The organism is Polynucleobacter sp. MWH-CaK5 (genome assembly GCF_018687615.1).
In the GTDB taxonomy this organism is placed as follows: domain Bacteria; phylum Pseudomonadota; class Gammaproteobacteria; order Burkholderiales; family Burkholderiaceae; genus Polynucleobacter.
In genome coordinates this window covers 1,392,716-1,418,149 of sequence record NZ_CP061299.1, presented here as the reverse complement: position 1 = coordinate 1,418,149, position 25,434 = coordinate 1,392,716, and the positions used below count along the sequence as shown (strand labels likewise).

Here is a 25,434-nt window from a genome sequence, read left to right as displayed (position 1 = left end):
GAATAGTTTTGGCTAACAAGCGCGATTTTTATGAGATTCTGGGTGTAGCTCGGAATGCCACGGATGATGAGATCAAAAAATCTTATCGTAAGTTGGCTATGAAGTTTCACCCAGACCGCAATCCTGATAGCAAAGAAGCTGAGGATAAATTCAAAGAAGCCAAAGAGGCTTATGAGATGCTATCTGATCCTCAGAAGCGCGCTGCCTATGATCAATATGGTCATGCTGGTGTCGACCCTAATATGGGTGGCATGGGTGGTGGTCAAGGTTTTGGTGGCTTTTCAGACGCCTTTGGCGACATCTTCGGAGATATCTTCGGTGGTGGCGCTGCTGGTGCTCGCGGTGGCCGTGGTGGACCTCAGGTCTATCGTGGTGCCGATCTTCGCTACAGCATGGAGATCACGCTTGAAGAGGCGGCTCATGGTCACGAGACACAGATCAGAGTCCCAAGTTGGTCTAACTGCGAACATTGCGGCGGTGAGGGTGCTGAACCCGGTACAAAAGTTGAAACATGTGGAACTTGTCATGGCGCTGGCCAAGTCAGAGTTTCTCAAGGCTTCTTTTCTATGCAGCAGACTTGCCCACGATGCAATGGATCGGGCAAGCACATACCTAAGCCATGTAAAAAATGTCATGGTGCTGGCAAAACAAAATCTCAAAAAACACTCGAAGTCAAAATCCCTGCGGGTATTGATGACGGTATGAGAATTCGTTCAGCTGGTAATGGTGAGCCTGGTGTGAATGGTGGACCAAGCGGCGATTTGTACGTTGAAGTTCATATCAAAGAGCATTCAGTGTTTGAGCGTGATGGCGATGACTTACATTGCCAAATGCCAATCTCATTCATCGATGCAGCTTTGGGCGGTGAAATTCAAGTGCCAACACTTTCTGGCAAAGCCAGCTTTGATGTTCCAGAAGGAACTCAGAGTGGCAAGACATTCAGATTGAGATCAAAAGGTATCAAGAGCTTGAGAACATCTTTGCCTGGTGACTTGTACATCCATGTTCAAGTAGAAACACCAGTGAAACTCAATCAAGAGCAAAAAGATATCTTGAAGCAATTAGATGAAAGTCTGAAATCAGGTGGTGCCAAACACAACCCTCAACAAAAGGGTTGGGTCGACCGAGTGAAAGACTTTTTTAATTAAGCAGATTTAAAGCAGTGCTCAGGACCGGGAAATTTCCCGGTTTTGACTTCTTGGACGTAGCATTTGAATGCTTCTTCAATCGAGCTTTGGCCACTTAAGAAGTTTTTAACAAATTTAGGACTTCTGCCTGGGAATGCACCCAACATGTCGTGCATCACCAATACTTGACCAGAACAATCAGGCCCTGCACCAATCCCAATCGTTGGTATTTGAATTGATTCAGTCACTTTTTTGCCAAGCTCTGATGGAATGGCTTCTAAAACTAACAGTTGCGCCCCAGCTTCTTGCAAGGCTTTGGCATCATTGATCAAAGTTTGTGCTGATTCGATTGATTTGCCCTGAACTTTGAAACCACCCAAAGTGTGAACCGATTGCGGCAGTAGGCCCAAGTGTGCGCAAACAGGCACACTTCGTTCAACTAAAAACTTCACAGTTTCTGCAAGCCAAGCTCCACCTTCTAACTTCACCATGTGGGCACCAGCTCTCATCAATTGCGCCGCGTTCTGCATGGCTTGCTCAGGTGTTGAATAAGATCCAAACGGCATATCGGCAATTAGGAAAGCAGATGCTTGTCCTTTGGCCACACAGCTGGTGTGATAAACCATGTGCTCAATCGTGACTGGCAGAGTGCTGGTTTCACCTTGAACAATATTGCCTAAGGAGTCACCAATCAAAATCACATCAACACCAGCTTGATCCATGAGGGCGGCAAAGCTTGCATCGTAAGCGGTCAAAACCGCGATTTTTTCGCCTGATTGACGCATCTCTTGAAGTTTAGAAATGGTCACAAGTCCACGCGTGGTGGCTGATTCTTGTAAATAACTCATGTGTATCTTGCCCTTTAAATATGCTGACTAGGGCAATTGCACCCCTGCACCCTGTTAATTCTTTGGTGCTCAACATTTGGTATGTATTTCGTTAATTTACCAAATCCTGGCAAGTCAATATCCGGAGCGATTTCTAGAAGTGGGAAAAGAACGAATGATCGTTCAATCATTCGTGGGTGAGGAATCGTTAATCTTTCGTTTTGGATCGATAGATCATCGTAAGCCAAAACATCTAAATCAAGTGTGCGAGGCGCATTGATGTAAGGGCGCTCTCGACCAAAGGTGTTTTCAACGTTTTGGCAAATAGCCAATAGATCTTCGGGAGCTAATTGAGTTTCTAGAGAGATTACGGCGTTGATGAAATCAGGGCCTTCGGCACCAACTGGAGCACTTTGGTACATGCAGCTGCGCGTGAGTATCCGTAGCTCAGGATGTTGAGCTAAACATACTATGGCGTCTTTGATGAGTTGCTGCGTATCACCAATGTTGCCACCAAGACCAATGAAGGCCAATGCCATCGGAACTCCCTTATTAATATAACTGTACTGTATCGTTTTTTTAATTAGTTTGCTCGACGGCTGGTTTTGCAGCTTTTGAGCGCGTTCTGCGACGCCTTTTTTTAGGGGTGGATGAGCTTCCAGCCGCTCCTGGGGTATTTTTAACCTGTAGCATCAGATCTGCCCGAGACAGATCGTCGCCTTGCCAGAAATCAGTCCACCACTGGCCGATTTCAGCATCTATTTCTTGAGTTTGGCAGCGTAACAAGAGGAAATCGTAGGCAGCCTTGAATTTTGGACTTTCAACCAAGCGGTAAGGATATCGACCGACGCGCTTTTCTAGACGAGGTTGCATGGTCCAGATTTCACGCATATCAGCCTCGTGACGTCTTTGCATGCCTAAGAATTCTTTTTGACGTTCAAAAACCTGGTCAATTGCAGCATGCAATGCTGGAACAGCTGGCATCGAAGAGCTTTCAAAATTTGCCCAGGCTTCTTGTACGTCATGCCAAAGAAGTGTTGCAAACAAGAAGCCGGCAGAAACTGGTTTGCCAGATTTGATTCTTTCATCCGTATTTTCTAGGGACTTCTTAACGAAGGCAGTTCTATCGTCGTCACTCAAGATGACTTCGATGAGGGGAAGTATTTTGTGATGCAAGCCAACTTTTTCTAAACCCTCAATAGAGGCCCAAGCGTGGCCTGACATGAGTAGCTTAAGAATCTCATCAAATAAGCGTGAGCTTGGCACATCCTGAATCAGATCGCCCAACTCTTTAAGAGGGGCCAGGGTGTCTTTTTCAATCACAAAGCCAGTTTTGGCGGCGAATCGAATGGCTCTTAGCATGCGAACCGGATCTTCACGGTATCGCTGACTTGGTTCGCCAATCATTCTGATAATTTTGGCGTTTAAATCTTTCATGCCATTGTGGTAATCCAAGACAACTTCGGTTTGTGGATCGTAGTACATCGCGTTGATCGAGAAATCTCTGCGTGTGGCATCTTCTGCCTGATCACCCCAAACGTTGTCACGAAGAATTCTGCCACTGGCCGCTACATCGGCTTGATCTGCCTGAGCGTGAGCTCTGAATGTAGAAACTTCGATGATCTCTGGGCGCTCTTTGCCGTAGAAGGTAACGTGCACAATTTGAAAGCGTCGACCAATCAATCTTGAGCGACGGAATAGTTTTTGAACTTGATCAGGTGTGGCGTTGGTTGCCACATCAAAATCTTTGGGTGCAATTCCAAGGAGCAAGTCACGCACAGCACCACCCACGATGTAGGCGTCATAACCAGCGTCTTGAAGAACGTGAGTGACTTTCACAGCATTCTTTGAAAGCAAATCGGGATTGATTCGGTGAGTTCGCTTGCTGATTTTTTGGGCGGTCAGAGCATGACCATGGATCAACTTCTTTTGACCTGTTGGCTTTTTTAGTAATTTATTGATGAATCGACGAATCATGCAAATAATTCCAAAATGGGCCACTGATTTTTTACTGCAAGCTCTCGCAGTCTGGCATCCGGATTGGTTGCCACTGGGTGAGATGCTTTTTCTAGCAAAGGCAAATCATTGATTGAGTCTGAATAAAAGTAGCTGCTTTTCACAGAGCTCAAAGACAGCTGTTGATCTTTTAGCCATGCTTCCAAGCGAGTGACTTTGCCTTCTTTGAAGTTAGGAAGACCTGACACTTTTCCTGAAAAGTTACCGGTCAATGGATCGCCAATCACTTCTGGCTCGGTGGCAATCAAGTGATCAATCTGAAATGCAGCAACAATGGGTCTGGTCACAAAGCTATTGGTGGCAGTGACAACGCAACACAAGTCGCCAGCATCTTGATGACGTTTCACCAAATCAAAGGCGCTTGGTTTGAGTTGAGGTTGAATCACTTCTTCCATGAACTGAAGATGCCATTCATTTAATTGCGCTCTTGAGTGTTCTGATAAAGGCTTTAGAGCAAACTCAAGAAAAGCATAGATATCTAAGCGACCAGCTTTGTAGTCAGCGTAAAAACGTTCATTTTGCAAGGCGTAATACTCAGAATCAACGACCCCAATTTTTGCTAAAAATCTTCCCCATTCATGATCGCTATCAATGGGTAATAAGGTGTGGTCTAAGTCAAATAAGGCAATTTGTGTCATCTAGGTAACATTATGCTCAATTTTTTTGAGCAAGCATTTCTTTTAATAATGGAAGAGTGATCGCTCTTTTGGTTTCAAGCGAGTAATTGTCCAAGGCCTCTAATAAAGACATCAAGCTTGGCATGTCACGATGAAAGTGCTTCAACAGCCAAGGGGCAACCTCGCTAGAGATTTGTAAGCCGCGTTCGGTGGCAGCTTGTTGGAGTGCTTGTAATTTTTCGGCATCAGACAGGGCGTGCATCTGAAACACCAAACCCCAGACCAAGCGTGTTTTTAAATCTTCTCTTATTTGTAAATTCGAAGATGGTGCAAGACTGGTGGTGATCAAGTGTTGATGACTTGCTTCACGAATCAGGTTGTGAAGTCTGAATAAGGCGCCTTGAGCAAATTCACTCAAATGGTCAATGTCGTCAACGCACAGTAAACCTGGCGCTTGATTGTTTTCAATTAAGACATCTGCGCAGGCTCGCCATTCATCCATGCTGCTGTCGTGATTGAGCAGATAGGCGTTGATACCCAATTCAGCTGCCTGTAGCTGGAGTGCGGATAGAAGGTGAGTGCGACCGGAGCCACTAGCGCCCCAAAGATGAATCATCTTTGAGTCAGTGCTTAATACCTTTTGTTCTGATGGGGCTTGCTGCCAGTTACTTTGAATATCTTTTAAAACAGCGATCAGATTTTCATTGCCCGTGGCAATGAAATTATCCAGCGTGGGCTTTGGTGTGTGACCAAGATCCAGTGCTATTTGGCGAGGTAGAGAGGGCGATTGAGACACTAGAGCTAACCTCTGTACCAAGAAGAGTTTTTATAGAAGGTCATCAGGTGACGTCCTAACACCAACACAATCGCACTCATTGGAAGGGCCAAGAGGACTCCGAAGAAACCGAACCAGCCACCAAAAAGAATCAAGGCAAAAACTACCAAGACTGGATGCAGGCCAATTTTTTCTCCCACCAATTTAGGTGTTAGGAAGAAGCTTTCGATTGTTTGACCAACAATGTAAATCGCCAACACCGCCAAAATACTGACCCCAGTTTCTGCTTGTAATAGAGCGGATAGAAGGGCCAAGATCAAAGCAACGCCGTAACCGATATACGGAATGAAAATTGCCAACCCTGTGAATAGTCCCAGTGCAATCGCGCCGGTCATACCCAATAATGAAAGACCGATCGAGTAGTAGACTGACAGCACCGCAATCACCAAGAGTTGGCCTCTCAGGTATTGAGATAGCAGCTCATCAATCTCTGACAAGATTTGTTTGGTTTGACCAAGCCATCTTGGAGGAATCATGGGGCTCATTTTTTTGAAAAAATCTTCCCACTGAATGATCAAGTAAAAAACCACAAAAATAATCAAGACAAGACCAACGATGCTGCCGATGATGGTTTGTCCAGAATTTAAAACCGTTGATAAGCCATCGCTGATCAATGTATCGGCATTATTTGATAGGTGAGCGCTGACTTTAGTTTGAATCGTTTCTTGAATTTTTTGTAGATCGAAGCTAAGTGCAAGACTATCCAACCATGGTTGAATGAGATTTTGAATTTGCGCCAGCCAAGTCGGTAGTTGCTGCCTTAAGGCGGGCAATTCTTTTTGTAAAACACTCAAAAAAAGCACCATTAGGCCAAAAACACCTAAAAACCCGATTAAAACGGTCAAAAATGCGGAGACAGTTTTATGCGTTCCTAAGCCTACAAGGCTCTTGTATAAAGGCCTTAAGACATAAGCCAGGATAAATGCAGCCAGGAAAATTGTTAATAAAGAAGCCATAGGTTTAGCGTATCCACTAGAATTCTAAGATTCTACTGATTCAAATACATTTATAGCCATGTCTGATCAAAATTCTTCTAAATCTCAAGGTCTTTCTTACCGCGACGCCGGTGTTGATATGGAGGCTGGTGACGCGCTGGTTGAGCGTATCAAGCCGATGGCAAAGAAAACCATGCGCGAAGGCGTTTTGGCGGGTATTGGTGGCTTTGGAGCGCTTTTTGAGGTGCCTAAGCGCTACAAAGAGCCGGTCTTGGTTTCTGGCACTGATGGCGTTGGCACAAAGTTAAAGTTGGCTTTTGACTGGAATCGTCACGACACGGTTGGTCAAGACTTGGTGGCCATGAGCGTGAATGACATTTTGGTACAGGGCGCTGAGCCACTATTTTTCTTAGATTATTTTGCTTGCGGTAAGTTGTCTGTTGATACAGCTGCAACCGTCGTGGGTGGTATTGCTCAAGGTTGCGAATTGGCCGGTTGCGCATTGATCGGTGGCGAGACAGCTGAAATGCCTGGCATGTACCCAGAAGGTGAATATGACTTGGCAGGCTTTGCTGTTGGCGCGGTTGAGAAGTCAGCCATGATTGATGGTAGAAGTATTCAGGCAGGCGATGTGATTTTAGGTTTGGCATCAAGCGGTGCTCACTCCAATGGATATTCTTTGATCAGAAAAATCATTGATCGCGCAGGCGCTAAAGCCAGTGATGATTTCCATGGTCAAAGTATGACGGATGTTGTGATGGCCCCAACCCGTATTTACGTTAAATCAATGTTGGCTTTGATTGCAAAAATCAAAGTGAAGGGCATGGCTCACATCACTGGTGGCGGTTTGGTTGAAAACGTGCCGCGTGTATTACCTGAAAACACTCAAGCTGTTTTGCATCGTGATGCATGGCAGTTGCCACAGCTGTTCCAGTGGTTGCAAAAAAATGGTGGCGTTGAAGACGCCGAGATGCACCGCGTGTTCAACTGCGGCGTTGGCATGGTGGTGATTTTGAATGCTTCTGATGCAAAAGCTGCCAAAGCGCAACTTGAGTCAACAGGTGAGACGGTCTATGAATTAGGCGAGATCGTTGAAAGACCTGCTGGCGCACATCAAACCATCGTTATTTAATTCAAGATTTAAATTAAATCATTTGATAGTGAGCAAGAACATCTTGCTCACATCGCTTCATCTGGCTACTGTCTAAAGAGTCAACCACTTCCTTCGTTTGAATGCCTCTCAACCAAGTCAATTGACGTTTAGCCAATTGTCTTGTGGCAGCAATCGCTTGATCTTGAAGTTCTTGAAGAGTGATGTTGCCATCCAAATAATCCCAAGCTTGACGATATCCCACGGCTCTCATGGACGGTAAGTCTGGATGTAAGCGTGGATTTTGATGAAGAGCTTTCATCTCATCTAAAAAACCTTCGGCCATCATGATCTCAAAGCGCTTTGCAATGCGGTCATGCAGAACTGAACGATCACTCGGTTCAATTGAAATTAAACGAAGCTTGAGTGGGGTGTCGCCATTGGCACCGTTATCCGTCTCACCTCGGCCACTGTCTTTCGGTTGCTCCTGAAGCCACTCAGACATTGGCTTGCCACTTTGTAAATAAATCTCAAGGGCTCGCTGTACACGCTGAGTGTCATTTTTCTCGAGTCGTGCAGCAGTTTCTGGGTCAACTTCTCTTAATTCATCATGAATCGCTGGCCAACCAAGTTTGGCTGCACGCAACTCAATCTCTGCGCGAATTTCAGGGGAAGCTGGAGGCATATTGGATAAGCCATGAGCAAGCGCACGCCAGTACAGCATCGTGCCACCCACAATCAATGGGATGTTGTTTCTTTCGCGTATCTCTTTGAGCCACTGCTTGGCATCATGTGCAAATTTTGCTGCTGAGTACGGATCTTCTGGCTCGGCAATGTCGATGCCATGATGGCGCACTTCTTGCATTTCAGCTTTGCTTGGTTTGGCAGTACCAATGTCCATGCCTCGGTAAACAAGCGCTGAATCCATGCTGATAATTTCAACAGTTTTACCAAGTGATTTTGCTGTTCTAGCAATTTGCATGGCAATCGCACTTTTGCCGCTGGCTGTTGGACCAACAATGGCGATGACTGGTTGATCAGGTGTCACGATCAACGACCACGCAGAAATAATTTATCCAAATCTTGAATACTCAACTGTATCCAAGTGGGGCGTCCATGATTGCACTGATCAGCTCTTTCCGTTTGTTCCATCTGACGCAGCAGGGCATCCATTTCGGTCAGGGTCAGTGTGCGGTGTGCTCTGACCGCTGCATGACAAGCTTGCGTTGCCAGGCGTTCGTGCTGAGCGGCGTCGACCACTGCTTGAGAGCCTGTTGAGTCCAAATCATTTAAAAGGTTTCTGACCAAGCCAATCGGCTCCGCCTTTTGCAAAAGTGTTGGAATGGTTCTGATCGCCAACTGAGTGGGTGACAGAGTGGCCACATCAAAGCCTAATTGATTCAGGATGGCGCGATGTTCTTGTGCCTTACCCACTTCTAATTCTGAGGCGTGCATCACAACAGGGACCAAGAGTTGCTGAACTTTGATGCCTGATGCCAAATCTTCTTTGAGTTTCTCGTACAAGACTCTCTCATGGGCCGCATGCATATCAACCAAGACCAAGCCAAATTTGTTTTGAGCCAAGATATAAATGCCATGGATTTGAGCCAATGCATGACCCAAGGGCAAGTCATTGTTTTCGGTTGGAGCCAGATGATCTGCGGGGCGATTATTCAGTTGAATAAAAAAGTTATCAATCTCACTTTTGCTACTTTGACTGAGACTACTTTGACTGAGGGGCAGGTTCTGATTGCTGAAAGAACTTATAGAACTTGCAGAATTCGCATAGCTTGTATAACTTGGCGAGCCTGTCCCAGATGTTTGAGCAAAGCCATAGCTTGGAGCGTATTGGGGGGATGAGTCTATTGATTGACCAGCAGCAGTGCCAAGAGCATGTTGGATTGCTTTGTAGATGAACTGATGAACGGCGCCGCCTTCTCTGAATCTGACTTCTGTTTTGGCTGGATGAACGTTCACATCCACCAATTGAGGATCAATCTCTAATGAGAGAACCACCATTGGTTGGCGATCACCATGCAAAACATCTTGATAGGCGCTGCGAATAGCATGCTGAATCACTTTATCTCTGATAAAGCGGCCATTAACGAAGCTGTACTGTTGATCTGCTCTTGCACGACTGGAGGTTGGTTTGCTAATAAAGCCTCTGACCGTTAAAGGGCCTGAGATATGTTCAAGCGCAATCTTAGAGCTCTGAAATTCTTGGCCAAGGATCGCATCCACGCGTTGTTCGATATTGCATGATGCCCAACGCTCGATTACCTTGCCGTTGTGCCAAATAGCAAAACCAATATCTGGGCGAGATAAAGCGATTCTGCGAATCAGTTCTAAACAGTGGCCTAATTCAGTGGCGCTACTTTTTAAAAACTTTCTTCTCGCTGGAGTGTTGAAGTACAAATCTTGAACGTCAACGGTTGTGCCAATCGGGCCAGAAGAAGGGGCTGCGTCCCCCATGGTTTGACCACCATTGACCTGGATTTGCCAGGCATGATCATCTTCACTGGTTCGTGTGGTGATACTGAATCTTGATACCGATGCAATCGATGCGAGTGCTTCACCTCTGAAACCAAGGGATGCGACTGATTCAAGATCTGCAAGGGAAGTGATTTTGCTGGTGGCGTGGCGTTGAATCGCAAGATGGAGTTCTGTGTGAGCAATGCCCAAGCCATCATCTTGGATCGAGATTCTTTGGCAGCCACCTTCTTCTAATCGAATCGTGATGGCTTGAGCGCCAGCATCAATCGCGTTCTCAAGAACTTCTTTGACCACTGAGGCTGGTCTTTCGACCACTTCGCCTGCTGCAATTTGACTGATCAGCGTGTCCGGCAGCGCGGCTATGACTTTTCTCATAAAGCAATCAGCTTCGCTTAATGGTGACGGTATTGTTCTTCGAGCTCAATGATCTGCGCTCGGATTTCATCTAAGTCACTGGCTTCCTCTGTGCCATCCAAATACTTTTGCATGTCTTCAATGGCGGGTCTGATGTAGTCCAGTTGTGCCAATGCAATGCCACGGTCTCTGATTTCTTCTAGTGCATCTGGAAGCAAAATAACCAAGCGCTGCTGCACACCCAATAATCGTTCCCATCTCTCTTGTTGTGTGTAGATGGCTTTTAGATTGCGCAAAAAGCGAGACAAGATTTCTCTGGAGCTTGATGATCTTAAAAAAGCACTCAAAGGTAGTTGGTATTCGCCACGATATCCTTGGGCGTCCAAGTACGGGTCCAACATTTGCTGAAGCTCTTCTTTAGACAAAGAGGTTCCGGTCAAAGGATCAAGGATCACTTCACCCTGCGGCAGAGATAAGCGAACCATGAAATGGTTTGGGAAAGAAACGCCTTTGATGTTCAGACCAATTTGCTGGCCAAGCTCCATGAAAATCAAAGCCAAGGAAATTGGAATGCCTCGTCTTGTTTCTAGAACACTGTGCAAATAAGAATTATTTGGATCGTAGTAGTCATTGCGATTCGGACCAAATCCCAGTTCTTTGAAAAAGAAGTTTTTTAAGATTTGTAACTTTTGAATCCCAGCCATTTCATGAGTGGTGCGTTGCTTGAGTTTGTCGCCCAATAAATCTAATTCATCAAACACATGCTGAACCACCAAATCTGGGTATGCGTGTTGAGCAATCGCAATCGCCGCTTCTGTCAAAGGGAAGTGATCATCCTCTGAAACCAATGAAGCAAAGTAATCAAGTTGTTGTGTTGGCATAGTTCAAAAAATCTGTTTTATGTTGCTTTGTATAAAAAATCTTTAACCCTGAAACCTGTTAGCCATAGTGTGCCCAAGTAAACGGCGCCAGCCAGCGTCAGCCATAAACCTAGCCAAACAATTCTGATGAATGGTGTATTTTTTAATTCTAACCAGTCATGTTGGTGAGCGCCGTAGTAAAAAATAATACCAATCGCCACCAAGCCAATGCTGAGTTTGAATAAAAATTTAAGCCACCCGGCATTCTTCGCTAGCAAACCTTGCTGATGAAGGCCGCGCCACAAAAGGAATGCATTGAGGCATGCGCCTAGACCAATTGAAAGCGCCAGGCCTGCATGATTGAGCCATGGTACTAAAACAATGTTGGCCAATTGAGTTAATACCAAAACAATGATGGCAATTTTCACAGGTGTTTTGATGTCTTGTCTTGAGTAATAGGCGGGCGCCAGAATTTTTATCAAGATCAAACCAATCAAACCAACACCATACGCAGCTAATGCATGTTGAGTCATCGTCACGTCTACGGCTGTGAACTGACCATAGTGATACAACACTGCCGCCAATGGCTGACCAAATATGAATAATGCCAAAGCAGCAGGCGCTGCCAAGACAAACGTTAACTTCAGACCCCAGTCAACTAATTGAGTCATTTGCGTTTTATCTTCAAGCGCATTGGCTTTTGAAAGACTGGGCAATAAGACTGTGCCAATCGCAACACCCAATAAAGCGGTTGGAAACTCCATCAAGCGATCAGCGTATGAAAGCCAAGACACACTGCCCACGGCAAGATGTGACGCAATATTGGTATTGATGATGAGTGAGAGCTGAGCCACTGAGACGCCAAACAATGCGGGCAACATCAAGCGCAATACTTTTTTTGCTCCAGGGTGATTCCAGGCGCTCTTGATTCTGCCAAGGCTCAATCCAATGCTAGGCAGCATGCCAATTTTTTTAAGAGCAGGTATCTGAATCGCTAATTGAGTGATGCCGCCAAGAATCACGCCAACCCCTAGGGCGTAAATAGGGGTCTCAAAGTAGGGGGACAGTAACCATGATGAAAAGATCATGGATAAATTCAACAAAACGGGGGTGAAGGCTGGAACAGCAAATTTCTTATAAGTATTTAAGATGCCAGCAGATAAGGACACCATCGAAATCAAGCCAATATAGGGGAACATGATCCGAGTCAGGGTCAAACTGGCCTCATGGGCTCCGGTCTCACGCAGGCCTGAGGCCACCAAAAAGATAATCCATGGGGCGCCGATCACGCCTAAAAGAACTGTGGCCACCAATGCCCAAAATAAGAGGGTGGCAATCGCACTGACCATTAATGAGGTGCCTTCCTGACCCTCTTTGGTGCTGGTTTCGCTTAAAACTGGCACAAATGCCTGAGAAAACGCCCCTTCAGCGAATAAACGCCTCAATAAATTGGGGATTCTGAAGGCCACATTGAAGGCGTCCGTCCACTCCGAAGCCCCGTAAGTCCTAGCAATGAGGGTTTCTCGGAGCAATCCCGTGATGCGGGATAGCATGGTAAAGCTACTGATTTTGGCGGCGGCAGATAATAAGTTCACAGGCGTAGTTTTACAGATTTCTGGAAGGGGTGGTAGCCTTCCTCAGGATAAGTTATAATCTTTTTCTTTTGGCAATACCCCTAAAGGTTATAAACATGGCAAATACCGCCCAAGCTCGTAAACGTGCCCGCCAGGCAGTTTCTCAAAATGAACACAACACCAGCTTGCGTTCACGTCTTCGCACAGCTATCAAGTCTGTACGTAAAGCCGTAGATGCTGGTGATAAAGCTGCTGCAGCCAAGGTTTTCCAAGCTGCACAGGCAACTATCGACAAGATTGCAGACAAAAAAGTAGTGCATAAAAACACTGCTGCGCGTACAAAATCACGCTTATCTGCAGCTGTTAAGGGCATGACTGCCTAATTTAGGTCAGTTTTAAAAAAGCCCGTTCCCTCATCCGGAGCGGGTTTTTTGTTTCTAGTTGTTTGATTTTATTGGGATTTCGCAGGCCTCAACAATCGGAAGATTGTTATCTTTGGCAAAGTTTTTCACGAAATCCATGGCTTTTGGCTCGATATCCCTTAAGCGCTCGTCTACAACCACACACTTTGTTCCTGCGATGATCACGGGTTTAACAAATGGTGAATAGGTGAAGCGAGGGTCGCTTGGATCATTTTCTGGTCGAAATTGAGCCATGACACCGCAAAGTCTTTCAGCCCAGTCGCTGGGTCTAAATGGCTTGCCATCATGAGTGAGACCTTGAATGAAGAATTGTTTGGTCGTCACGATGGGTATGCGGTATAAATGAATAATTGGTTGGGGAAAACCCGACTATTTTAGCAGTTCAGCATTAGCGTGAATCAATTACTGAGTAAACAGGCATTTGAAATTTATGGCGTCAAATCTTGCTGTTAGACATTATTTACAGTTCACTGATTTCAGTGCGGATGAGTACGCTTATCTTTTAGAAAGATCAGCTTTTTTAAAAGCTAAATTTAAAAGATACGAAACCTGGCACCCTCTTCATGACCGAACCTTGGCCATGATTTTTGAGAAAAACTCCACGCGCACCAGATTGTCTTTTGAAGCAGGTATTCACCAGCTGGGTGGCCATGCTGTGTTTTTAAATACCAAAGATACCCAATTGGGCCGCGGTGAGCCAGTTGAGGACGCTGCTCAAGTGATCTCACGGATGACTGACATCATCATGATCAGAACATTTGGCCAAGACATCATCGAACGTTTTGCGGCGAATTCACGTGTGCCAGTGATCAATGGCTTGACCAATGAATACCACCCTTGCCAAGTATTGGCTGACATCTTCACGTATGTAGAGCACCGTAACAGCATCAAGGGTAAAACAGTTGCATGGGTGGGTGATGCCAATAACATGGCTTACACATGGATTCAGGCGGCTGAAATTTTAGATTTCAAGGTGCACTTTTCTGCTCCTTCGACTTATCAGTTGGACCAAAAAATGTTGAGTCCAAATGCTAAAAAACATTTAACGATTTTCGAAAACCCTATTGATGCTTGTCGTGGCGCTGACTTGGTGACCACCGATGTTTGGACCAGCATGGGGTACGAAGCCGAAAATCAAATTCGTTTAAAAGCTTTCAAAGGTTGGATGGTCAATGATGAGCTAATGGCTACTGCCAATTCAGATGCATTGTTCATGCATTGTTTGCCTGCTCACAGAGGTGAAGAGGTTTCTGCCTCAGTGATTGATGGTCCTCAAAGCGTTGTTTGGGATGAGGCAGAAAATCGTCTGCATGTCCAAAAAGCTTTGATGGAATTTTTGCTTTGCGGCAAGTTGTAATTTTTACTTAAACTTTAATTAATTAGATAGATATGTCAGATATTAAAAAAGTTGTTCTAGCTTATTCTGGTGGCTTAGATACCAGCGTTATTTTGAAATGGTTGCAAGATACCTACCAATGTGAAATCGTGACTTTCACAGCCGATTTGGGCCAGGGTGAAGAGCTTGAGCCAGCAAGAGCAAAGGCTCTTAAATTCGGTATCAAGCCTGAAAATATTTTCATTGATGATTTGCGCGAAGAGTTTGTGAGAGATTTTGTTTTCCCAATGTTCCGCGCCAACACCATTTATGAAGGCGAATATTTATTGGGCACATCCATTGCTCGCCCATTGATCGCCAAACGTCAAATTGAAATTGCACGTCAAACTGGTGCTGATTCTGTGTCACATGGCGCTACAGGCAAGGGCAATGACCAGGTTCGTTTTGAGCTTGGCTACTACTCACTAGAGCCGTCGATCAAAGTGATTGCTCCATGGCGTGAATGGGATTTGTTGTCACGTGAAAAATTATTGGCCTATGCCGAGCAACATGGCATTCCAGTGGAAATGAAACACAAGCAAGGTGGCGCGCCATATTCAATGGATGCCAACTTGTTGCACATCAGCTACGAAGGTCGTCATCTTGAAGATCCTAAAGCTGAAGCTGAAGAATCTATGTGGCGTTGGACAGTCTCACCAGAGCAAGCCCCAGATGCTCCTGAGTACCTAGATATTGAGTTTGAACGTGGTGATGCAATGGCCATTAACGGAAAACGTTACAAAGCCCATGAAATGCTGGCAGAACTAAACAAAATTGGTGGCAAGCATGGCGTAGGACGTTTGGACCTTGTTGAGAATCGTTATGTGGGCATGAAGAGCCGTGGTTGCTACGAAACTCCTGGCGGCACGATTCTTTTGAAGGCTCACAGAGGTATCGAGAGCATCACCTTGGATCGTGAAGTGGCTCATTTGAAAGATGATTTGATGCCGCGTTATGCCAGCATGATTTACAACGGATATTGGTGGGCGCCAGAGCGTGTGGCGATTCAGACATTGATTGACCACACTCAACAAAGCGTAAGTGGCTTTGTGCGCGTGAAGTTGTACAAAGGTTCTGTCACCGTGGTTGCGCGTGATTCCGTTAACACTTTGTTTGATCAAAACATTGCTACGTTTGACGATGATGGTGGTGCTTACAACCAGGCCGATGCCGGTGGATTCATTAAATTAAATGCCTTGCGCATGCGCATTGCTGCCAATGCACGTCGCAAGCGTGGTTCTTAATAGCTAACAAGATTAAAGGGTAAGACATGCAATTCGATCAAGTAACAGTTAACAAAAAAGCCAACGTTTTTTTTGACGGTAAATGTGTTTCTCACACAGTGACATTGCCAAGTGGCGAGCGCAAGTCTGTTGGCGTGATTTTGCCAAGCACATTGCGCTTTGACTTAACAACCAAAGAAGTGATGGAAGTGGTTGATGGCACTGCTCATGTGAGCATCAACGGTGCTGCAGAGCAAGCCTTTGCTGCTGGTCAATCATGGACAGTTGAAGCGGGTGGTTACTTTGTGATCCGCGCTGAACAGCCAGTTCATTACGTTTGTCACTTCGGTTAATCATTAATTAACTGATTAATTCTTGGGTAGACCAGTGATGGTGTGCCCAGGAAGAACCCCTTTCTTGCTGAACCAGCCCTGGTTCATTTCTAAAGCAAAGCGAACGGGTTTTGTTGGGCAATGATTATCTTCAGTCATTGCTTTCATTTCTAGAATATTCACAATCTTTCCGTCATCTGCAATGAAAGCGATGGCCAAAGGAATTTTTGTGTTCCTCATCCAAAAGCAATGTGTGGCACTTTGCTCAAAAATAAACAGCATGCCGTCATCAGCAGGCATGTAGGTGCGATGCATAAGGCCTAATTGACGGGCCTTTTCTGTTTTTGCCACTTCTGCTTGTATTTTGTACAGACCCGCGTACAGATCAATCGTAGGGCCTTGCTGGGCCATTGCAGTTGAACTCGCAGTTGAGCTAAAAATAAAGCAGGCAAAAACAGCGGTGATGATTTTGTGAAGCATTGCCAGAAAAATCCTGAAAAATTGATTCGATGGTTTCATCATACTTTAATGAGATTCATCAAAATTAAACTTTCATTAAATCTTCAATAAATGCCTGGATTTAATGCAAATTTTTATTTGTAAAAATAGCAAAAATAGGGCTTCCCCCCAATTTGAAACTTATGTTTAGAATAGGGTATATGAGTCGAAAACCTAAAACAGCCAACCCGATAGATTTCCCTGCTTTTCAGGAGGATCACACCACGGTGATGGATCGCCAGTCTGAGCGTGTTCAACCACCTAAGATGTTCCGAGTTGTTTTATTGAATGATGACTTCACGCCGATGGAATTTGTGGTGATGGTGATTCAAGAATATTTTCACCATGACCAAGAACGCGCTACACGCATCATGTTGCAAGTACACCTAGAAGGAAAAGGGGTTTGTGGTGTATATACTAAAGATGTCGCTTTAACCAAAGTTCAACAAGTTGTAGATAGAGCCCGAGAGTCTGGGCACCCATTGCAGTGCACTATGGAGGAAGCATGATTGCTCAAGAGTTAGAAGTTACCTTACATATGGCATTTGTGGACGCTAGAGCGTCAAGACATGAATTCATAACAGTTGAACATTTGCTGTGTGGCTTGCTAGACAACGCCACAGCTGCGGACGTATTGAAAGCTTGCGCGGTCAATATTGATGATCTGAAAAGTAATCTAAAAAACTTCATCAATGACAACACGCCAATCGTGCCTGGGTCAGATGATGTGGATACTCAGCCAACCTTGGGCTTCCAAAGAGTGATTCAGCGCGCCATCATGCACGTGCAATCAACATCTAATGGCAAAAAAGAAGTGACGGGCGCCAATGTGTTGGTGGCTATTTTTGGTGAAAAAGATTCTCACGCTGTTTATTATCTTCAGCAGCAAGGTGTGACACGCCTTGATATCGTTAACTACATCAGTCATGGCATCAGAAAAGATCAGGTAGATGCTCCAAAGGCGAGCGAGCCTAGTGCTGAGGGTGAAGATGCCAGTGGAGCTGGCAAAGACAGCCCACTAGAGCAATACACGCAAAATCTGAACGTGTTGGCTAAGCAGGGGCGCATCGATCCATTGATCGGTCGCGAAGGCGAAGTTGAACGAGTGATTCAGGTTTTATGTCGTCGTAGAAAAAACAACCCTCTATTGGTGGGTGAGGCTGGTGTGGGTAAAACAGCCATTGCTGAAGGCTTGGCTTGGAGAATCACGCAGAATGATGTGCCAGAGGTTTTGGCCAAAGCGACGGTGTATTCATTGGATATGGGTGCTTTGCTAGCGGGTACAAAGTACCGCGGTGACTTTGAGCAACGTCTAAAAGGTGTTTTAAAGAACCTTAAAGACAATCCTGATGCGATTTTGTTCATCGATGAAATTCATACGCTGATTGGTGCTGGTGCAGCATCAGGCGGAACATTGGATGCCAGCAATCTATTGAAACCAGCTTTGTCTAGCGGCCAAATGAAATGTATTGGCGCCACCACTTTTAACGAATACCGCGGCATTTTCGAAAAAGATGCAGCGCTTTCAAGACGTTTCCAAAAGGTCGATGTTTTAGAGCCATCTGTTGATCAAACAGTTCAAATTTTGCGCGGTCTTAAGTCAAAGTTCGAAGAGCATCACGGCGTTAAGTATGCTCAAGCGGCTCTGACAGCTGCAGCAGAGTTGTCAGCACGTTACATCAATGACAGACATCTTCCAGACAAAGCGATTGATGTGATCGATGAGGCAGGTGCTGCGCAACGCATTTTGCCAAAATCAAAACAGAAGAAAACGATTGGTCGCCAAGAGGTTGAAGACATCGTGGCAAAGATTGCACGTATTCCGCCACAGTCAGTATCGGTCGACGATCGCAGTAAGTTGCAAACTCTGGATCGTGACTTGAAGAGTGTTGTGTTTGGTCAAGAGCCTGCCATCGAGGCGTTGGCATCAGCCATCAAAATGTCGAGAGCTGGTTTAGGTAAAGATGACAAACCAATTGGTTCTTTCTTGTTCTCTGGCCCAACCGGTGTTGGTAAGACTGAAGTAGCCAAGCAATTGGCCTTCATCATGGGCATTGAGCTGGTTCGTTTTGACATGTCTGAGTACATGGAGCGCCATGCAGTAAGTCGCATGATTGGTGCGCCTCCAGGATATGTTGGCTTTGATCAGGGCGGTTTGTTGACTGAGGCAGTGAATAAGAAGCCACATTGCGTCTTATTGCTTGATGAGATTGAAAAAGCTCACCCAGATATTTTCAATATCCTGTTGCAAGTGATGGATCACGGTACTTTGACTGATAACAATGGTCGCAAAGCAGATTTCAGAAATGTCATCATCATCATGACCACCAATGCTGGTGCAGAAGCAATGCAGAAGTCCACCATTGGATTCACAACCGTGCGTCAAGCAGGTGATGAAATGGGTGACATCAAGCGCACCTTCACACCAGAATTCCGCAATCGTTTAGATGCGATCGTTGGCTTCAAGGCTTTGGATGAGAACATCATCATGCGCGTGGTTGATAAGTTCTTGATGCAACTTGAAGAGCAATTGCATGAGAAGAAAGTGGACGCAAGCTTCACTGAGAATCTCAGAACTTATTTGGCCAAGCATGGCTTTGACCCATTGATGGGTGCAAGACCAATGCAACGACTCATTCAAGACTTGGTGCGCAAAGCGCTTGCTGATGAATTGCTATTTGGTAAGTTGGTTCATGGCGGTCATGTGGTGGTTGACATGGATGCCGATGAGAAGATCATTCTTGATTTTGATGCGCCTGTTAGACCTGCCGTTAAAAAAGCTGCAGCAGGCCGTGAGGTTCAAGAAATTTAAGGAAAACGCAGGGCTTAATTAATATTCTTGATTAAACTCTGCCAGTACTTCCAAATCCGCCTGCGCCTCTGTCGCTGGCGCTGAATTCTGTGACTTCAGCCCATTCAACTTGTGCTACTGGAACAATCACTAGCTGTGCAAGACGCTCCATTGGCTCAAGCTTGAAAGCAGTTCGACCGCGATTCCAAGTGCTCACCATCAGTTGTCCTTGGTAGTCTGAGTCAATCAAACCCACAAGATTGCCCAATACGATGCCGTGTTTGTGACCTAATCCAGATCTAGGCAAGATCAAAGCGGCGTAGCCAGGGTCATCCAAGAAAATAGATAAACCTGTTGGTACCAATACTGTTTGACCAGGCTCGATGACGATGGCTTCGTCTAAGCAAGCTCTTAAGTCAAGGCCAGCACTGCCGCTGGTAGCGTATTGCGGCAGATTGTTTCTCATGCGTTCATCAAGAATTTTGACTTGTAGTTTTTTCATAGCTTATTGACTTAAATTTTTGTGGAAATGAGTTGAATAATTTCTCGAGACAAAGCAGTTTTGCTCTGCTTGTTGGTTTTAGTCATGCCTTTTTCTTCAACAATCAATAATTGGTTGTCATCAAGACCAAAAGTGTCCGGGCCAAGATTGCCTAAAAGCATTGGAATATTTTTCTTGATGCGCTTTTCTTGCGCATGCTTCTCTAGATCATTGGTTTCGGCTGCAAAGCCAACACAGTAGGGCTTCTTGCCTGAAGCCTTCTTGGCAACTTCAGCCAAGATATCAGGATTTAATTCAAACTCCAGCGCTGGATTGGATTGATCAGATTTTTTAATTTTCTGTGCAGATTCATTCTTCACAGACCAATCCGCAACAGCAGCAACTGCAAAGAAAACATCACAATCAAGATGATTCATCACTGCAGCGTGCATATCTTTTGCACTGATCACATCGGTGCGTTTGATTTTTCCAGTGTATTCAAGAGGTGTTAGCAGATGACAAGGTCCTGCAATCAATTGAACTTCAGCGCCAGCCTCTACAGCAGCTTTAGCCAATGAAAAGCCCATCTTTCCAGAACTTCGATTGGTGATGCCTCTGACGGGATCAATGGCCTCATATGTAGGGCCAGCGGTGATTAATACCTTTTTACCTGCTAATACTTTTTTTTGGAAAAACGCGATGATGCCTTCCAAGATCTCAGCGGCTTCCAACATGCGACCCATGCCATTTTCACCACAAGCTTGTGTGCCACTAGTTGGGCCAAGCACAGTGATGCCGTCTGCTTCTAGTTGTTGCATGTTTCTTTGAGTGGCTGCGTTTTCCCACATTTGTTTGTTCATCGCAGGCACCACAATCAATGGGCACTCTTTCGCTAAACAAGTGGCGCTGACGAGATCATTGGCTAAGCCATGTGAAATCTTGGCCAACAAGTCTGCGCTTGCGGGAACGGCCACAATCACATCGGCTTTTCTAGAAAGCTCGATGTGCGCCATGTTGTTAGAAATACGCGCATCCCATTGATCTGTGAAGACGTGATTGCCAGTGAGCGCTTGCATGGTCACAGGCGTCATGAATTTGGTTGCAGCATCACTCATGATGACTTGCACTGTGGCGCCTTCTTGTATGAGTGAGCGTACTAACTCTGCCACTTTGAATGCAGCAATACCACCTGACATGGTCAGAAGGATATGTTTGCCTTGAAGTGAATGCATGAGCTATTTACCTTGGGTTATTTATTGACGCGCTTGATTTCATCTAAGATTAACAGAATCACACCAATGGTGATGGCGCTATCGGCAATATTGAATGCAGGCCAGTGCCAGCCAGCGTAATGAAGATCAACAAAATCAACAACAGCGCCATACAAGATGCGATCAATCACGTTGCCAATCGCGCCGCTTAGTACCAAGCTCATAGCCAGGCAAAAAAGAGTTTGACTGGTATTTTTTTTAATCAACCAAATCATCACAGCTGCAGCGATCAGGCCGATGCCTGTGAAAAACCAACGCTGCCAACCACCCGCTTGAGCCAAAAATGAAAATGCTGCGCCAGGGTTGTAAACCAAGGTCCAATTGAGAAAGCTGGTCACTGGTTGAGAGATGCCTTCAATCAGACTGCTTTTGGCGATGACCTTGGTCAATTGATCAAGAATCAAAATAAGTGCAGCCGCTCCCATCCAGAGCAAGAAGCTTTGTTGGTTGCCAGATGATTTGCTAGAGCGTGCCAAATAATTCTCCTTGGATACTTTTAGGCGATATGGCGCTTTTCGCCGTCGCCAAATAAGTTGCTGGTGCAGCGGCCACACAAAGTAGGGTGCTCGGCGTCATGCCCAACATCCTCTCTGTAATGCCAGCATCGACCGCATTTTTGATGGTTTGATGATTTAACCGTTACTTTGATTTCTTCAAGAGAAGAATTTTCTGTCACATTCACACTTGAAGTGATGGTGATGAACTTTAAATCGTCGCCAAGTGATTTCAAGAGCGCTGCATCAGTAGTAGGTGCTTCAATTTGAAGTTCAGCTTGTAATGAAGAGCCAACATTGCCAGCCTCACGCTCAAACTCAATCGCTTTGGTGATGTCTGAACGCATTGAACGAATGCGATCCCATTTAGCAATCAGAGCGCTCGCATCATTGATTGATGGTAACTGGTAAAACTCTTCAGTAAAGATCGTGTCTTTGCTCTTGGTCTTGTGAGCAAAAATACCCCAAACTTCTTCAGCTGTGAACGATAAGAATGGTGCACTCAAACGCAAGAACGATTGTGTGATGTGGAAGAGCGCGTTTTGAGCAGAGCGACGTGCTGGAGCATCAGCAGCCAGTGTGTAGAGGCGATCCTTGATGATGTCTAGGTAGAAGCCGCCCATGTCTTCTGAGCAGAAGGTCATCAGTCTAGATACTGCTGGATGGAACTCGTAACGATCGTAGTGAGCCGTCAATTCTTTTTGCATTTCTTCAGTGACTGCTAGCGCATAGCGATCAAGCTCTAGCCAATCCTTTGGATCCATGCGGTGTTGGTCAATGTCGAAATCTGAAAGATTGGCCAATAAAAATCTCAAGGTATTGCGAATGCGGCGATAGCTTTCAACCACACGCTTCAAGATTTCATCGGAAATGGTCATTTCACCTGAGTAGTCTGTAGAGGCTACCCATAAACGAATGATCTCAGCGCCCATTTTGTCTGCAACTTCTTGAGGGGCAATCACGTTACCCACAGACTTACTCATTTTTCTACCTTGACCGTCAACCGTGAAGCCATGAGTCAAGAGAGCTTTGTAGGGTGGTTTGCCATCAAGCATGGCGCCTGTGAGTAGGGATGAATGGAACCAGCCGCGGTGTTGATCCGATCCTTCAAGATACAAATCAGCCCAGCGTTCATTGGGATTATCTCTAGAAGCATCTGCAAATGTGGCCGCGTGTGAGCCACGGATCACATGCCAGTGAGTGGTGCCTGAATCGAACCAAACATCCAAAGTGTCTTTGTTCTTTTCATACATTGCGGCTTCATCACCGATAAGTTCTTTGAGATCAATCGATTGCCAAGCTTCAATACCTTCTTTTTCAACACGCTTGGCAATGATTTCTAATAGCTCAGGTGTGCGCGGATGAAGTTCACCGCTTTCCTTGTGAATGAGGAAGGCCATTGGCACACCCCATTGACGCTGTCTTGAAAGTGTCCAATCTGGTCGATTGGCAATCATGTTGCGCAAGCGTTGTTTGCCCCATGCTGGGTAGAACTCAGTGGTTTCAATGCCCTCTAGAGCTGTTTCTCTCAAACTCTTGCCCGAGGCAACTTTTTTATCCATGCTCGCAAACCATTGTGCCGTTGCTCGGTACACAACAGGTGTTTTGTGTCTCCAGCAGTGCATGTAGGAATGCTTGAGTTTTGCTGACTTTAGAAGTGAACCTGCTTGTTGAAGTGCTTCAACAATTTGTGGGTTCGCTTTCCAAATGGTGAGTCCTGCAAACAACGGTAACCAAGATGCATAAACACCATCACCCATCACTGGGTTCAAAATATCTTGATCTTTCAAACCATGCGTTTTGCAAGATTTAAAGTCTTCCTCACCATAAGCTGGCGCACAGTGAACCATGCCAGTGCCGCTATCAATCGTCACGTATTCAGCCAAGTAAATCGGTGAGCGACGGTCAAAGCCTTCATGCGCTTTGCTCAATGGGTGATGAAACTCTAGACCTGCCAGTGCTTGACCTTTGCAAGTGGCAATCACTTGCCCTTCAAGCTCATATTCTTTTAAACAAGCTTCGGTGCGATCTTTGGCAAGAATCAATAAACCTCTTGCTGTATCAACCAAAGCATAGTCAATCTCGGGATGCACATTCAGCGCTTGGTTGGATGGGATGGTCCAAGGTGTGGTGGTCCAGATCACTGCCATGCCTTCTGATTTTGGCAGTTGGTTCAATGAGAACGCTTTGGCAATTGCTGGTAATTGATCTTGGAGGAATGCAAAGCCAACATCCACTGCCAGGTCTTCTTTGTCTTGATACTCAACTTCAGCTTCAGCCAAAGCAGATCCACAATCAAAGCACCAGTTCACTGGTTTTAAACCGCGATAGACATAACCGTCTTCAAGGATTTTTCCAAGGGCACGAATTTCATCGGCTTCATTCTTGAAGTCCATCGTGAGGTATGGGTTTTGCCAATCACCAAGAACGCCTAAACGCTCAAAGTCTTGCTTTTGTTTTGCGATTTGAACTTTTGCATAGGCTCTGGCTTTTTCTTGAACCTCTGCCGTTGGTAAGTGTTTACCAAATTGCTTTTCAATTTGAATTTCAATGGGCATGCCATGGCAATCCCAACCAGGAACATATTTAGCGTCGTAGCCAGCAAAGCCCTTGGCTTTGACAATCATGTCTTTCAGAATTTTATTAACAGCATGTCCGATGTGAATGTCGCCGTTGGCGTACGGAGGACCATCGTGCAAGATGAATGTTTTCTTGCCGGCTTTCGCTTCACGAATTTTTTGATAGATTTTTTTCTCTTGCCATTCTTTTACCCAAATAGGTTCGCGTTTAGGCAAATCGCCACGCATCGGAAATGTCGTGTCGAGTAAGTTGACGGGGTAAGAATTTTTTTTATCAGACATGGTCATTTATTTCAAAGTAATTTTTTGCTGCTACTGCATCGTTATTGATGGCGGTTGTAAGTGTTTCTAAATCGTTATATTTTTCTTCATTTCTTAATTTCTTGAGAAGCTCAACGCGCACTAATTTTCCATAAACATTTTGTTGGAAATTAAAGATGTGAACTTCTAATAAATACCTTCCTGAATCATCCACCGTGGGTCTTTGCCCTAGGCTTGCAACAGCAGGTAATGGATTGTCGCTTAAGCCGTGCACTTGTGCGATAAAAATGCCTTGGGCTGCTGGCTTTCTTTTATGGAGTCTGTTGGCTACAGCCAAGTTCAAGGTTGGAAAGCCCAGTGTTCTTCCAAGCTTTTGGCCATGCAGTACATGACCACTCAACATGTAAGGGCGACCCAGTAATTGTTGGGCTCGATCCATCTGTCCATTCTGAAGCGCCACTCTGATGGCTGAGCTGGAAATTCTTTCTTGATCTTCGACCAAGGTTTCCATGCGCTCCACTGAGAATCCAAATTGTTGACCGGCGATTTGTAAATCAGAAAAATTGCCAGCGCGCTTCGCACCGTAATGAAAGTCATCGCCAATCAAAATTGATTTCACTTTTAAGCCATCAACCAAGATATCTTTAACGAAGGCTTCAGGACTCAAATTAGCAAATGCTTGATTGAAATGAATCACCAATATTTGATCAATGCCGATTTCTGCCAAAGCTTCTAATTTGTCTCTCAAGCCCAAAATTCTTGCGGGTGCTTTTTCAGGTGCAAAGTATTCGATTGGGTGTGGTTCAAACGTCATCACACAAGATTGCACTTTGAGAGCTTTTGCTTTGGCCACCAATTTTTTGAGCAATGCCTGATGCCCCCGATGCACGCCATCAAAATTACCGATGGTCAGGGCGCAGGGGGTCCAATCTGATGCGGGAGGGATGCCTCTAATTACCTTCACGTTAAGGTATGAATT

General features: G+C 45.3%; 25 protein-coding genes. 8 read left to right on the top strand and 17 right to left on the bottom strand.

All coding sequences use genetic code 11. The annotated features are described in order from the left end of the window. Positions 1-8: 8 nt before the first annotated feature. Complete coding sequence (gene dnaJ / locus GQ367_RS07130) at positions 9-1,148, top strand: molecular chaperone DnaJ (protein WP_215290289.1); 1,140 nt, start codon at positions 9-11, stop codon at positions 1,146-1,148. On the opposite strand, the gene panB is transcribed toward dnaJ, so the two are convergent. The 6 genes from panB to GQ367_RS07100 are packed head-to-tail and all read right to left on the bottom strand — an operon-like array spanning position 1,145 to position 6,378. Next, positions 1,145-1,975 carry a 3-methyl-2-oxobutanoate hydroxymethyltransferase gene (panB, locus tag GQ367_RS07125; protein ID WP_215290288.1) on the bottom strand — a complete coding sequence of 277 codons (831 nt, stop codon included), beginning with the start codon at positions 1,973-1,975 and terminating at the stop codon, positions 1,145-1,147. The two genes, dnaJ and panB, sit on opposite strands and share 4 nt — an antisense overlap. Before the next feature lie 14 nt (positions 1,976-1,989). Further along, complete coding sequence (folK, locus tag GQ367_RS07120) at positions 1,990-2,493, bottom strand: 2-amino-4-hydroxy-6-hydroxymethyldihydropteridine diphosphokinase (RefSeq protein WP_215290287.1); 504 nt, start codon at positions 2,491-2,493, stop codon at positions 1,990-1,992. Positions 2,494-2,533: 40 nt separating this feature from the next. Beyond that, on the bottom strand, positions 2,534-3,931 hold the full coding sequence (pcnB, locus tag GQ367_RS07115) for a polynucleotide adenylyltransferase PcnB (RefSeq protein WP_215290286.1): 1,398 nt from the start codon (positions 3,929-3,931) through the stop codon (positions 2,534-2,536). Next, positions 3,928-4,608 (bottom strand): HAD family phosphatase, encoded by a 681-nt coding sequence (locus tag GQ367_RS07110; protein WP_215290285.1) that lies wholly within the window; start codon positions 4,606-4,608, stop codon positions 3,928-3,930. Before GQ367_RS07110 ends, pcnB begins: the two co-directional genes overlap by 4 nt. A 16-nt stretch (positions 4,609-4,624) precedes the next feature. Continuing rightward, entirely contained in the window at positions 4,625-5,383 is a 759-nt protein-coding gene (hda, locus tag GQ367_RS07105; RefSeq protein WP_215290284.1) for a DnaA regulatory inactivator Hda, read from the bottom strand. 5 nt (positions 5,384-5,388) lie between these two features. After that, on the bottom strand, positions 5,389-6,378 hold the full coding sequence (locus GQ367_RS07100; RefSeq protein WP_215290283.1) for an AI-2E family transporter: 990 nt from the start codon (positions 6,376-6,378) through the stop codon (positions 5,389-5,391). Positions 6,379-6,436: 58 nt separating this feature from the next. Between GQ367_RS07100 and purM the strand changes: the two genes are divergently transcribed. Continuing rightward, positions 6,437-7,489 carry a phosphoribosylformylglycinamidine cyclo-ligase gene (gene purM, locus GQ367_RS07095; RefSeq protein WP_215290282.1) on the top strand — a complete coding sequence of 351 codons (1,053 nt, stop codon included), beginning with the start codon at positions 6,437-6,439 and terminating at the stop codon, positions 7,487-7,489. A 13-nt stretch (positions 7,490-7,502) separates the two neighbouring features. On the opposite strand, the gene miaA is transcribed toward purM, so the two are convergent. Genes miaA through murJ form a run of 4 tightly spaced genes read right to left on the bottom strand, consistent with a single transcriptional unit; the run spans position 7,503 to position 12,749 of the window. After that, complete coding sequence (gene miaA / locus GQ367_RS07090) at positions 7,503-8,495, bottom strand: tRNA (adenosine(37)-N6)-dimethylallyltransferase MiaA (RefSeq protein ID WP_251370149.1); 993 nt, start codon at positions 8,493-8,495, stop codon at positions 7,503-7,505. A gap of 2 nt (positions 8,496-8,497) precedes the next feature. After that, a complete protein-coding gene (gene mutL, locus GQ367_RS07085) occupies positions 8,498-10,315 on the bottom strand; it encodes a DNA mismatch repair endonuclease MutL (RefSeq protein ID WP_215290280.1) in 1,818 nt (605 codons plus the stop codon). Positions 10,316-10,332: 17 nt separating this feature from the next. Beyond that, positions 10,333-11,175 carry a SirB1 family protein gene (locus GQ367_RS07080; protein WP_215290279.1) on the bottom strand — a complete coding sequence of 281 codons (843 nt, stop codon included), beginning with the start codon at positions 11,173-11,175 and terminating at the stop codon, positions 10,333-10,335. Positions 11,176-11,192: 17 nt separating this feature from the next. Further along, the gene (murJ, locus tag GQ367_RS07075; protein WP_215290277.1) at positions 11,193-12,749 is read right to left on the bottom strand and encodes a murein biosynthesis integral membrane protein MurJ; all 1,557 of its coding nucleotides are present in this window, start codon (positions 12,747-12,749) and stop codon (positions 11,193-11,195) included. A 95-nt stretch (positions 12,750-12,844) separates the two neighbouring features. Between murJ and rpsT the strand changes: the two genes are divergently transcribed. After that, positions 12,845-13,111: a 30S ribosomal protein S20 gene (rpsT, locus tag GQ367_RS07070; RefSeq protein WP_089514673.1), complete on the top strand. Its 267-nt coding sequence runs from the start codon at positions 12,845-12,847 to the stop codon at positions 13,109-13,111. 54 nt (positions 13,112-13,165) lie between these two features. Here rpsT and GQ367_RS07065 read toward each other — a convergent pair whose 3' ends face one another. After that, positions 13,166-13,474: a DUF3579 domain-containing protein gene (locus GQ367_RS07065; RefSeq protein WP_215290275.1), complete on the bottom strand. Its 309-nt coding sequence runs from the start codon at positions 13,472-13,474 to the stop codon at positions 13,166-13,168. Positions 13,475-13,580: 106 nt separating this feature from the next. Here GQ367_RS07065 and argF point away from each other — a divergent pair, with 106 nt between their 5' ends. The 3 genes from argF to GQ367_RS07050 are packed head-to-tail and all read left to right on the top strand — an operon-like array spanning position 13,581 to position 16,101. Then, a complete protein-coding gene (gene argF / locus GQ367_RS07060) occupies positions 13,581-14,507 on the top strand; it encodes an ornithine carbamoyltransferase (RefSeq protein ID WP_215290273.1) in 927 nt (308 codons plus the stop codon). Between the two features lie 32 nt (positions 14,508-14,539). Further along, positions 14,540-15,769 carry an argininosuccinate synthase gene (locus tag GQ367_RS07055; protein WP_215290271.1) on the top strand — a complete coding sequence of 410 codons (1,230 nt, stop codon included), beginning with the start codon at positions 14,540-14,542 and terminating at the stop codon, positions 15,767-15,769. Positions 15,770-15,795: 26 nt separating this feature from the next. Continuing rightward, positions 15,796-16,101, top strand: a complete 306-nt coding sequence (locus GQ367_RS07050) for a pyrimidine/purine nucleoside phosphorylase (protein ID WP_215290269.1) — start codon at positions 15,796-15,798, stop codon at positions 16,099-16,101. A 15-nt stretch (positions 16,102-16,116) separates the two neighbouring features. On the opposite strand, the gene GQ367_RS07045 is transcribed toward GQ367_RS07050, so the two are convergent. Further along, positions 16,117-16,560, bottom strand: a complete 444-nt coding sequence (locus GQ367_RS07045; protein ID WP_215290267.1) for a DUF192 domain-containing protein — start codon at positions 16,558-16,560, stop codon at positions 16,117-16,119. Between the two features lie 248 nt (positions 16,561-16,808). On the opposite strand from GQ367_RS07045, the gene clpS reads away from it, so the two are divergent. Together clpS and clpA are read left to right on the top strand one after the other, a co-directional pair. Further along, a complete protein-coding gene (clpS, locus tag GQ367_RS07040) occupies positions 16,809-17,087 on the top strand; it encodes an ATP-dependent Clp protease adapter ClpS (RefSeq protein ID WP_251370235.1) in 279 nt (92 codons plus the stop codon). Further along, entirely contained in the window at positions 17,084-19,390 is a 2,307-nt protein-coding gene (gene clpA, locus GQ367_RS07035) for an ATP-dependent Clp protease ATP-binding subunit ClpA (RefSeq protein ID WP_215290263.1), read from the top strand. The genes clpS and clpA overlap by 4 nt, the downstream gene beginning before the upstream one ends. Before the next feature lie 31 nt (positions 19,391-19,421). On the opposite strand, the gene dut is transcribed toward clpA, so the two are convergent. From dut to GQ367_RS07010, 5 genes are all read right to left on the bottom strand, one after another. Beyond that, the gene (gene dut, locus GQ367_RS07030; protein ID WP_215290261.1) at positions 19,422-19,871 is read right to left on the bottom strand and encodes a dUTP diphosphatase; all 450 of its coding nucleotides are present in this window, start codon (positions 19,869-19,871) and stop codon (positions 19,422-19,424) included. Between the two features lie 11 nt (positions 19,872-19,882). Next, positions 19,883-21,082 carry a bifunctional phosphopantothenoylcysteine decarboxylase/phosphopantothenate--cysteine ligase CoaBC gene (gene coaBC / locus GQ367_RS07025; protein WP_215290259.1) on the bottom strand — a complete coding sequence of 400 codons (1,200 nt, stop codon included), beginning with the start codon at positions 21,080-21,082 and terminating at the stop codon, positions 19,883-19,885. Between the two features lie 17 nt (positions 21,083-21,099). Next, entirely contained in the window at positions 21,100-21,546 is a 447-nt protein-coding gene (lspA, locus tag GQ367_RS07020; protein ID WP_371818558.1) for a signal peptidase II, read from the bottom strand. A 71-nt stretch (positions 21,547-21,617) separates the two neighbouring features. After that, positions 21,618-24,476, bottom strand: a complete 2,859-nt coding sequence (ileS, locus tag GQ367_RS07015; RefSeq protein ID WP_215290255.1) for an isoleucine--tRNA ligase — start codon at positions 24,474-24,476, stop codon at positions 21,618-21,620. Next, entirely contained in the window at positions 24,469-25,419 is a 951-nt protein-coding gene (locus GQ367_RS07010; RefSeq protein WP_215290253.1) for a bifunctional riboflavin kinase/FAD synthetase, read from the bottom strand. The genes ileS and GQ367_RS07010 overlap by 8 nt, the downstream gene beginning before the upstream one ends. Positions 25,420-25,434 lie beyond the last annotated feature (15 nt).

Excerpts from the sequence above, each read along its gene's own strand:
- GQ367_RS07045 (WP_215290267.1), bottom strand. The coding sequence starts at position 16,560 with ATGCTTCACAAAATCATCACCGCTGTTTTTGCCTGCTTTATTTTTAGC.
- GQ367_RS07055 (WP_215290271.1), top strand. The coding sequence starts at position 14,540 with ATGTCAGATATTAAAAAAGTTGTTCTAGCTTATTCTGGTGGCTTAGAT.
- mutL (WP_215290280.1), bottom strand. The coding sequence starts at position 10,315 with ATGAGAAAAGTCATAGCCGCGCTGCCGGACACGCTGATCAGTCAAATT.
- rpsT (WP_089514673.1), top strand. The coding sequence starts at position 12,845 with ATGGCAAATACCGCCCAAGCTCGTAAACGTGCCCGCCAGGCAGTTTCT.
- lspA (WP_371818558.1), bottom strand. The coding sequence starts at position 21,546 with ATGGGAGCGGCTGCACTTATTTTGATTCTTGATCAATTGACCAAGGTC.
- clpA (WP_215290263.1), top strand. The coding sequence starts at position 17,084 with ATGATTGCTCAAGAGTTAGAAGTTACCTTACATATGGCATTTGTGGAC.
- GQ367_RS07100 (WP_215290283.1), bottom strand. The coding sequence starts at position 6,378 with ATGGCTTCTTTATTAACAATTTTCCTGGCTGCATTTATCCTGGCTTAT.
- folK (WP_215290287.1), bottom strand. The coding sequence starts at position 2,493 with ATGGCATTGGCCTTCATTGGTCTTGGTGGCAACATTGGTGATACGCAG.
- GQ367_RS07080 (WP_215290279.1), bottom strand. The coding sequence starts at position 11,175 with ATGCCAACACAACAACTTGATTACTTTGCTTCATTGGTTTCAGAGGAT.
- clpS (WP_251370235.1), top strand. The coding sequence starts at position 16,809 with ATGGATCGCCAGTCTGAGCGTGTTCAACCACCTAAGATGTTCCGAGTT.
- purM (WP_215290282.1), top strand. The coding sequence starts at position 6,437 with ATGTCTGATCAAAATTCTTCTAAATCTCAAGGTCTTTCTTACCGCGAC.
- pcnB (WP_215290286.1), bottom strand. The coding sequence starts at position 3,931 with ATGATTCGTCGATTCATCAATAAATTACTAAAAAAGCCAACAGGTCAA.
- GQ367_RS07110 (WP_215290285.1), bottom strand. The coding sequence starts at position 4,608 with ATGACACAAATTGCCTTATTTGACTTAGACCACACCTTATTACCCATT.
- argF (WP_215290273.1), top strand. The coding sequence starts at position 13,581 with ATGGCGTCAAATCTTGCTGTTAGACATTATTTACAGTTCACTGATTTC.
- panB (WP_215290288.1), bottom strand. The coding sequence starts at position 1,975 with ATGAGTTATTTACAAGAATCAGCCACCACGCGTGGACTTGTGACCATT.
- coaBC (WP_215290259.1), bottom strand. The coding sequence starts at position 21,082 with ATGCATTCACTTCAAGGCAAACATATCCTTCTGACCATGTCAGGTGGT.
- ileS (WP_215290255.1), bottom strand. The coding sequence starts at position 24,476 with ATGTCTGATAAAAAAAATTCTTACCCCGTCAACTTACTCGACACGACA.
- dut (WP_215290261.1), bottom strand. The coding sequence starts at position 19,871 with ATGAAAAAACTACAAGTCAAAATTCTTGATGAACGCATGAGAAACAAT.
- GQ367_RS07050 (WP_215290269.1), top strand. The coding sequence starts at position 15,796 with ATGCAATTCGATCAAGTAACAGTTAACAAAAAAGCCAACGTTTTTTTT.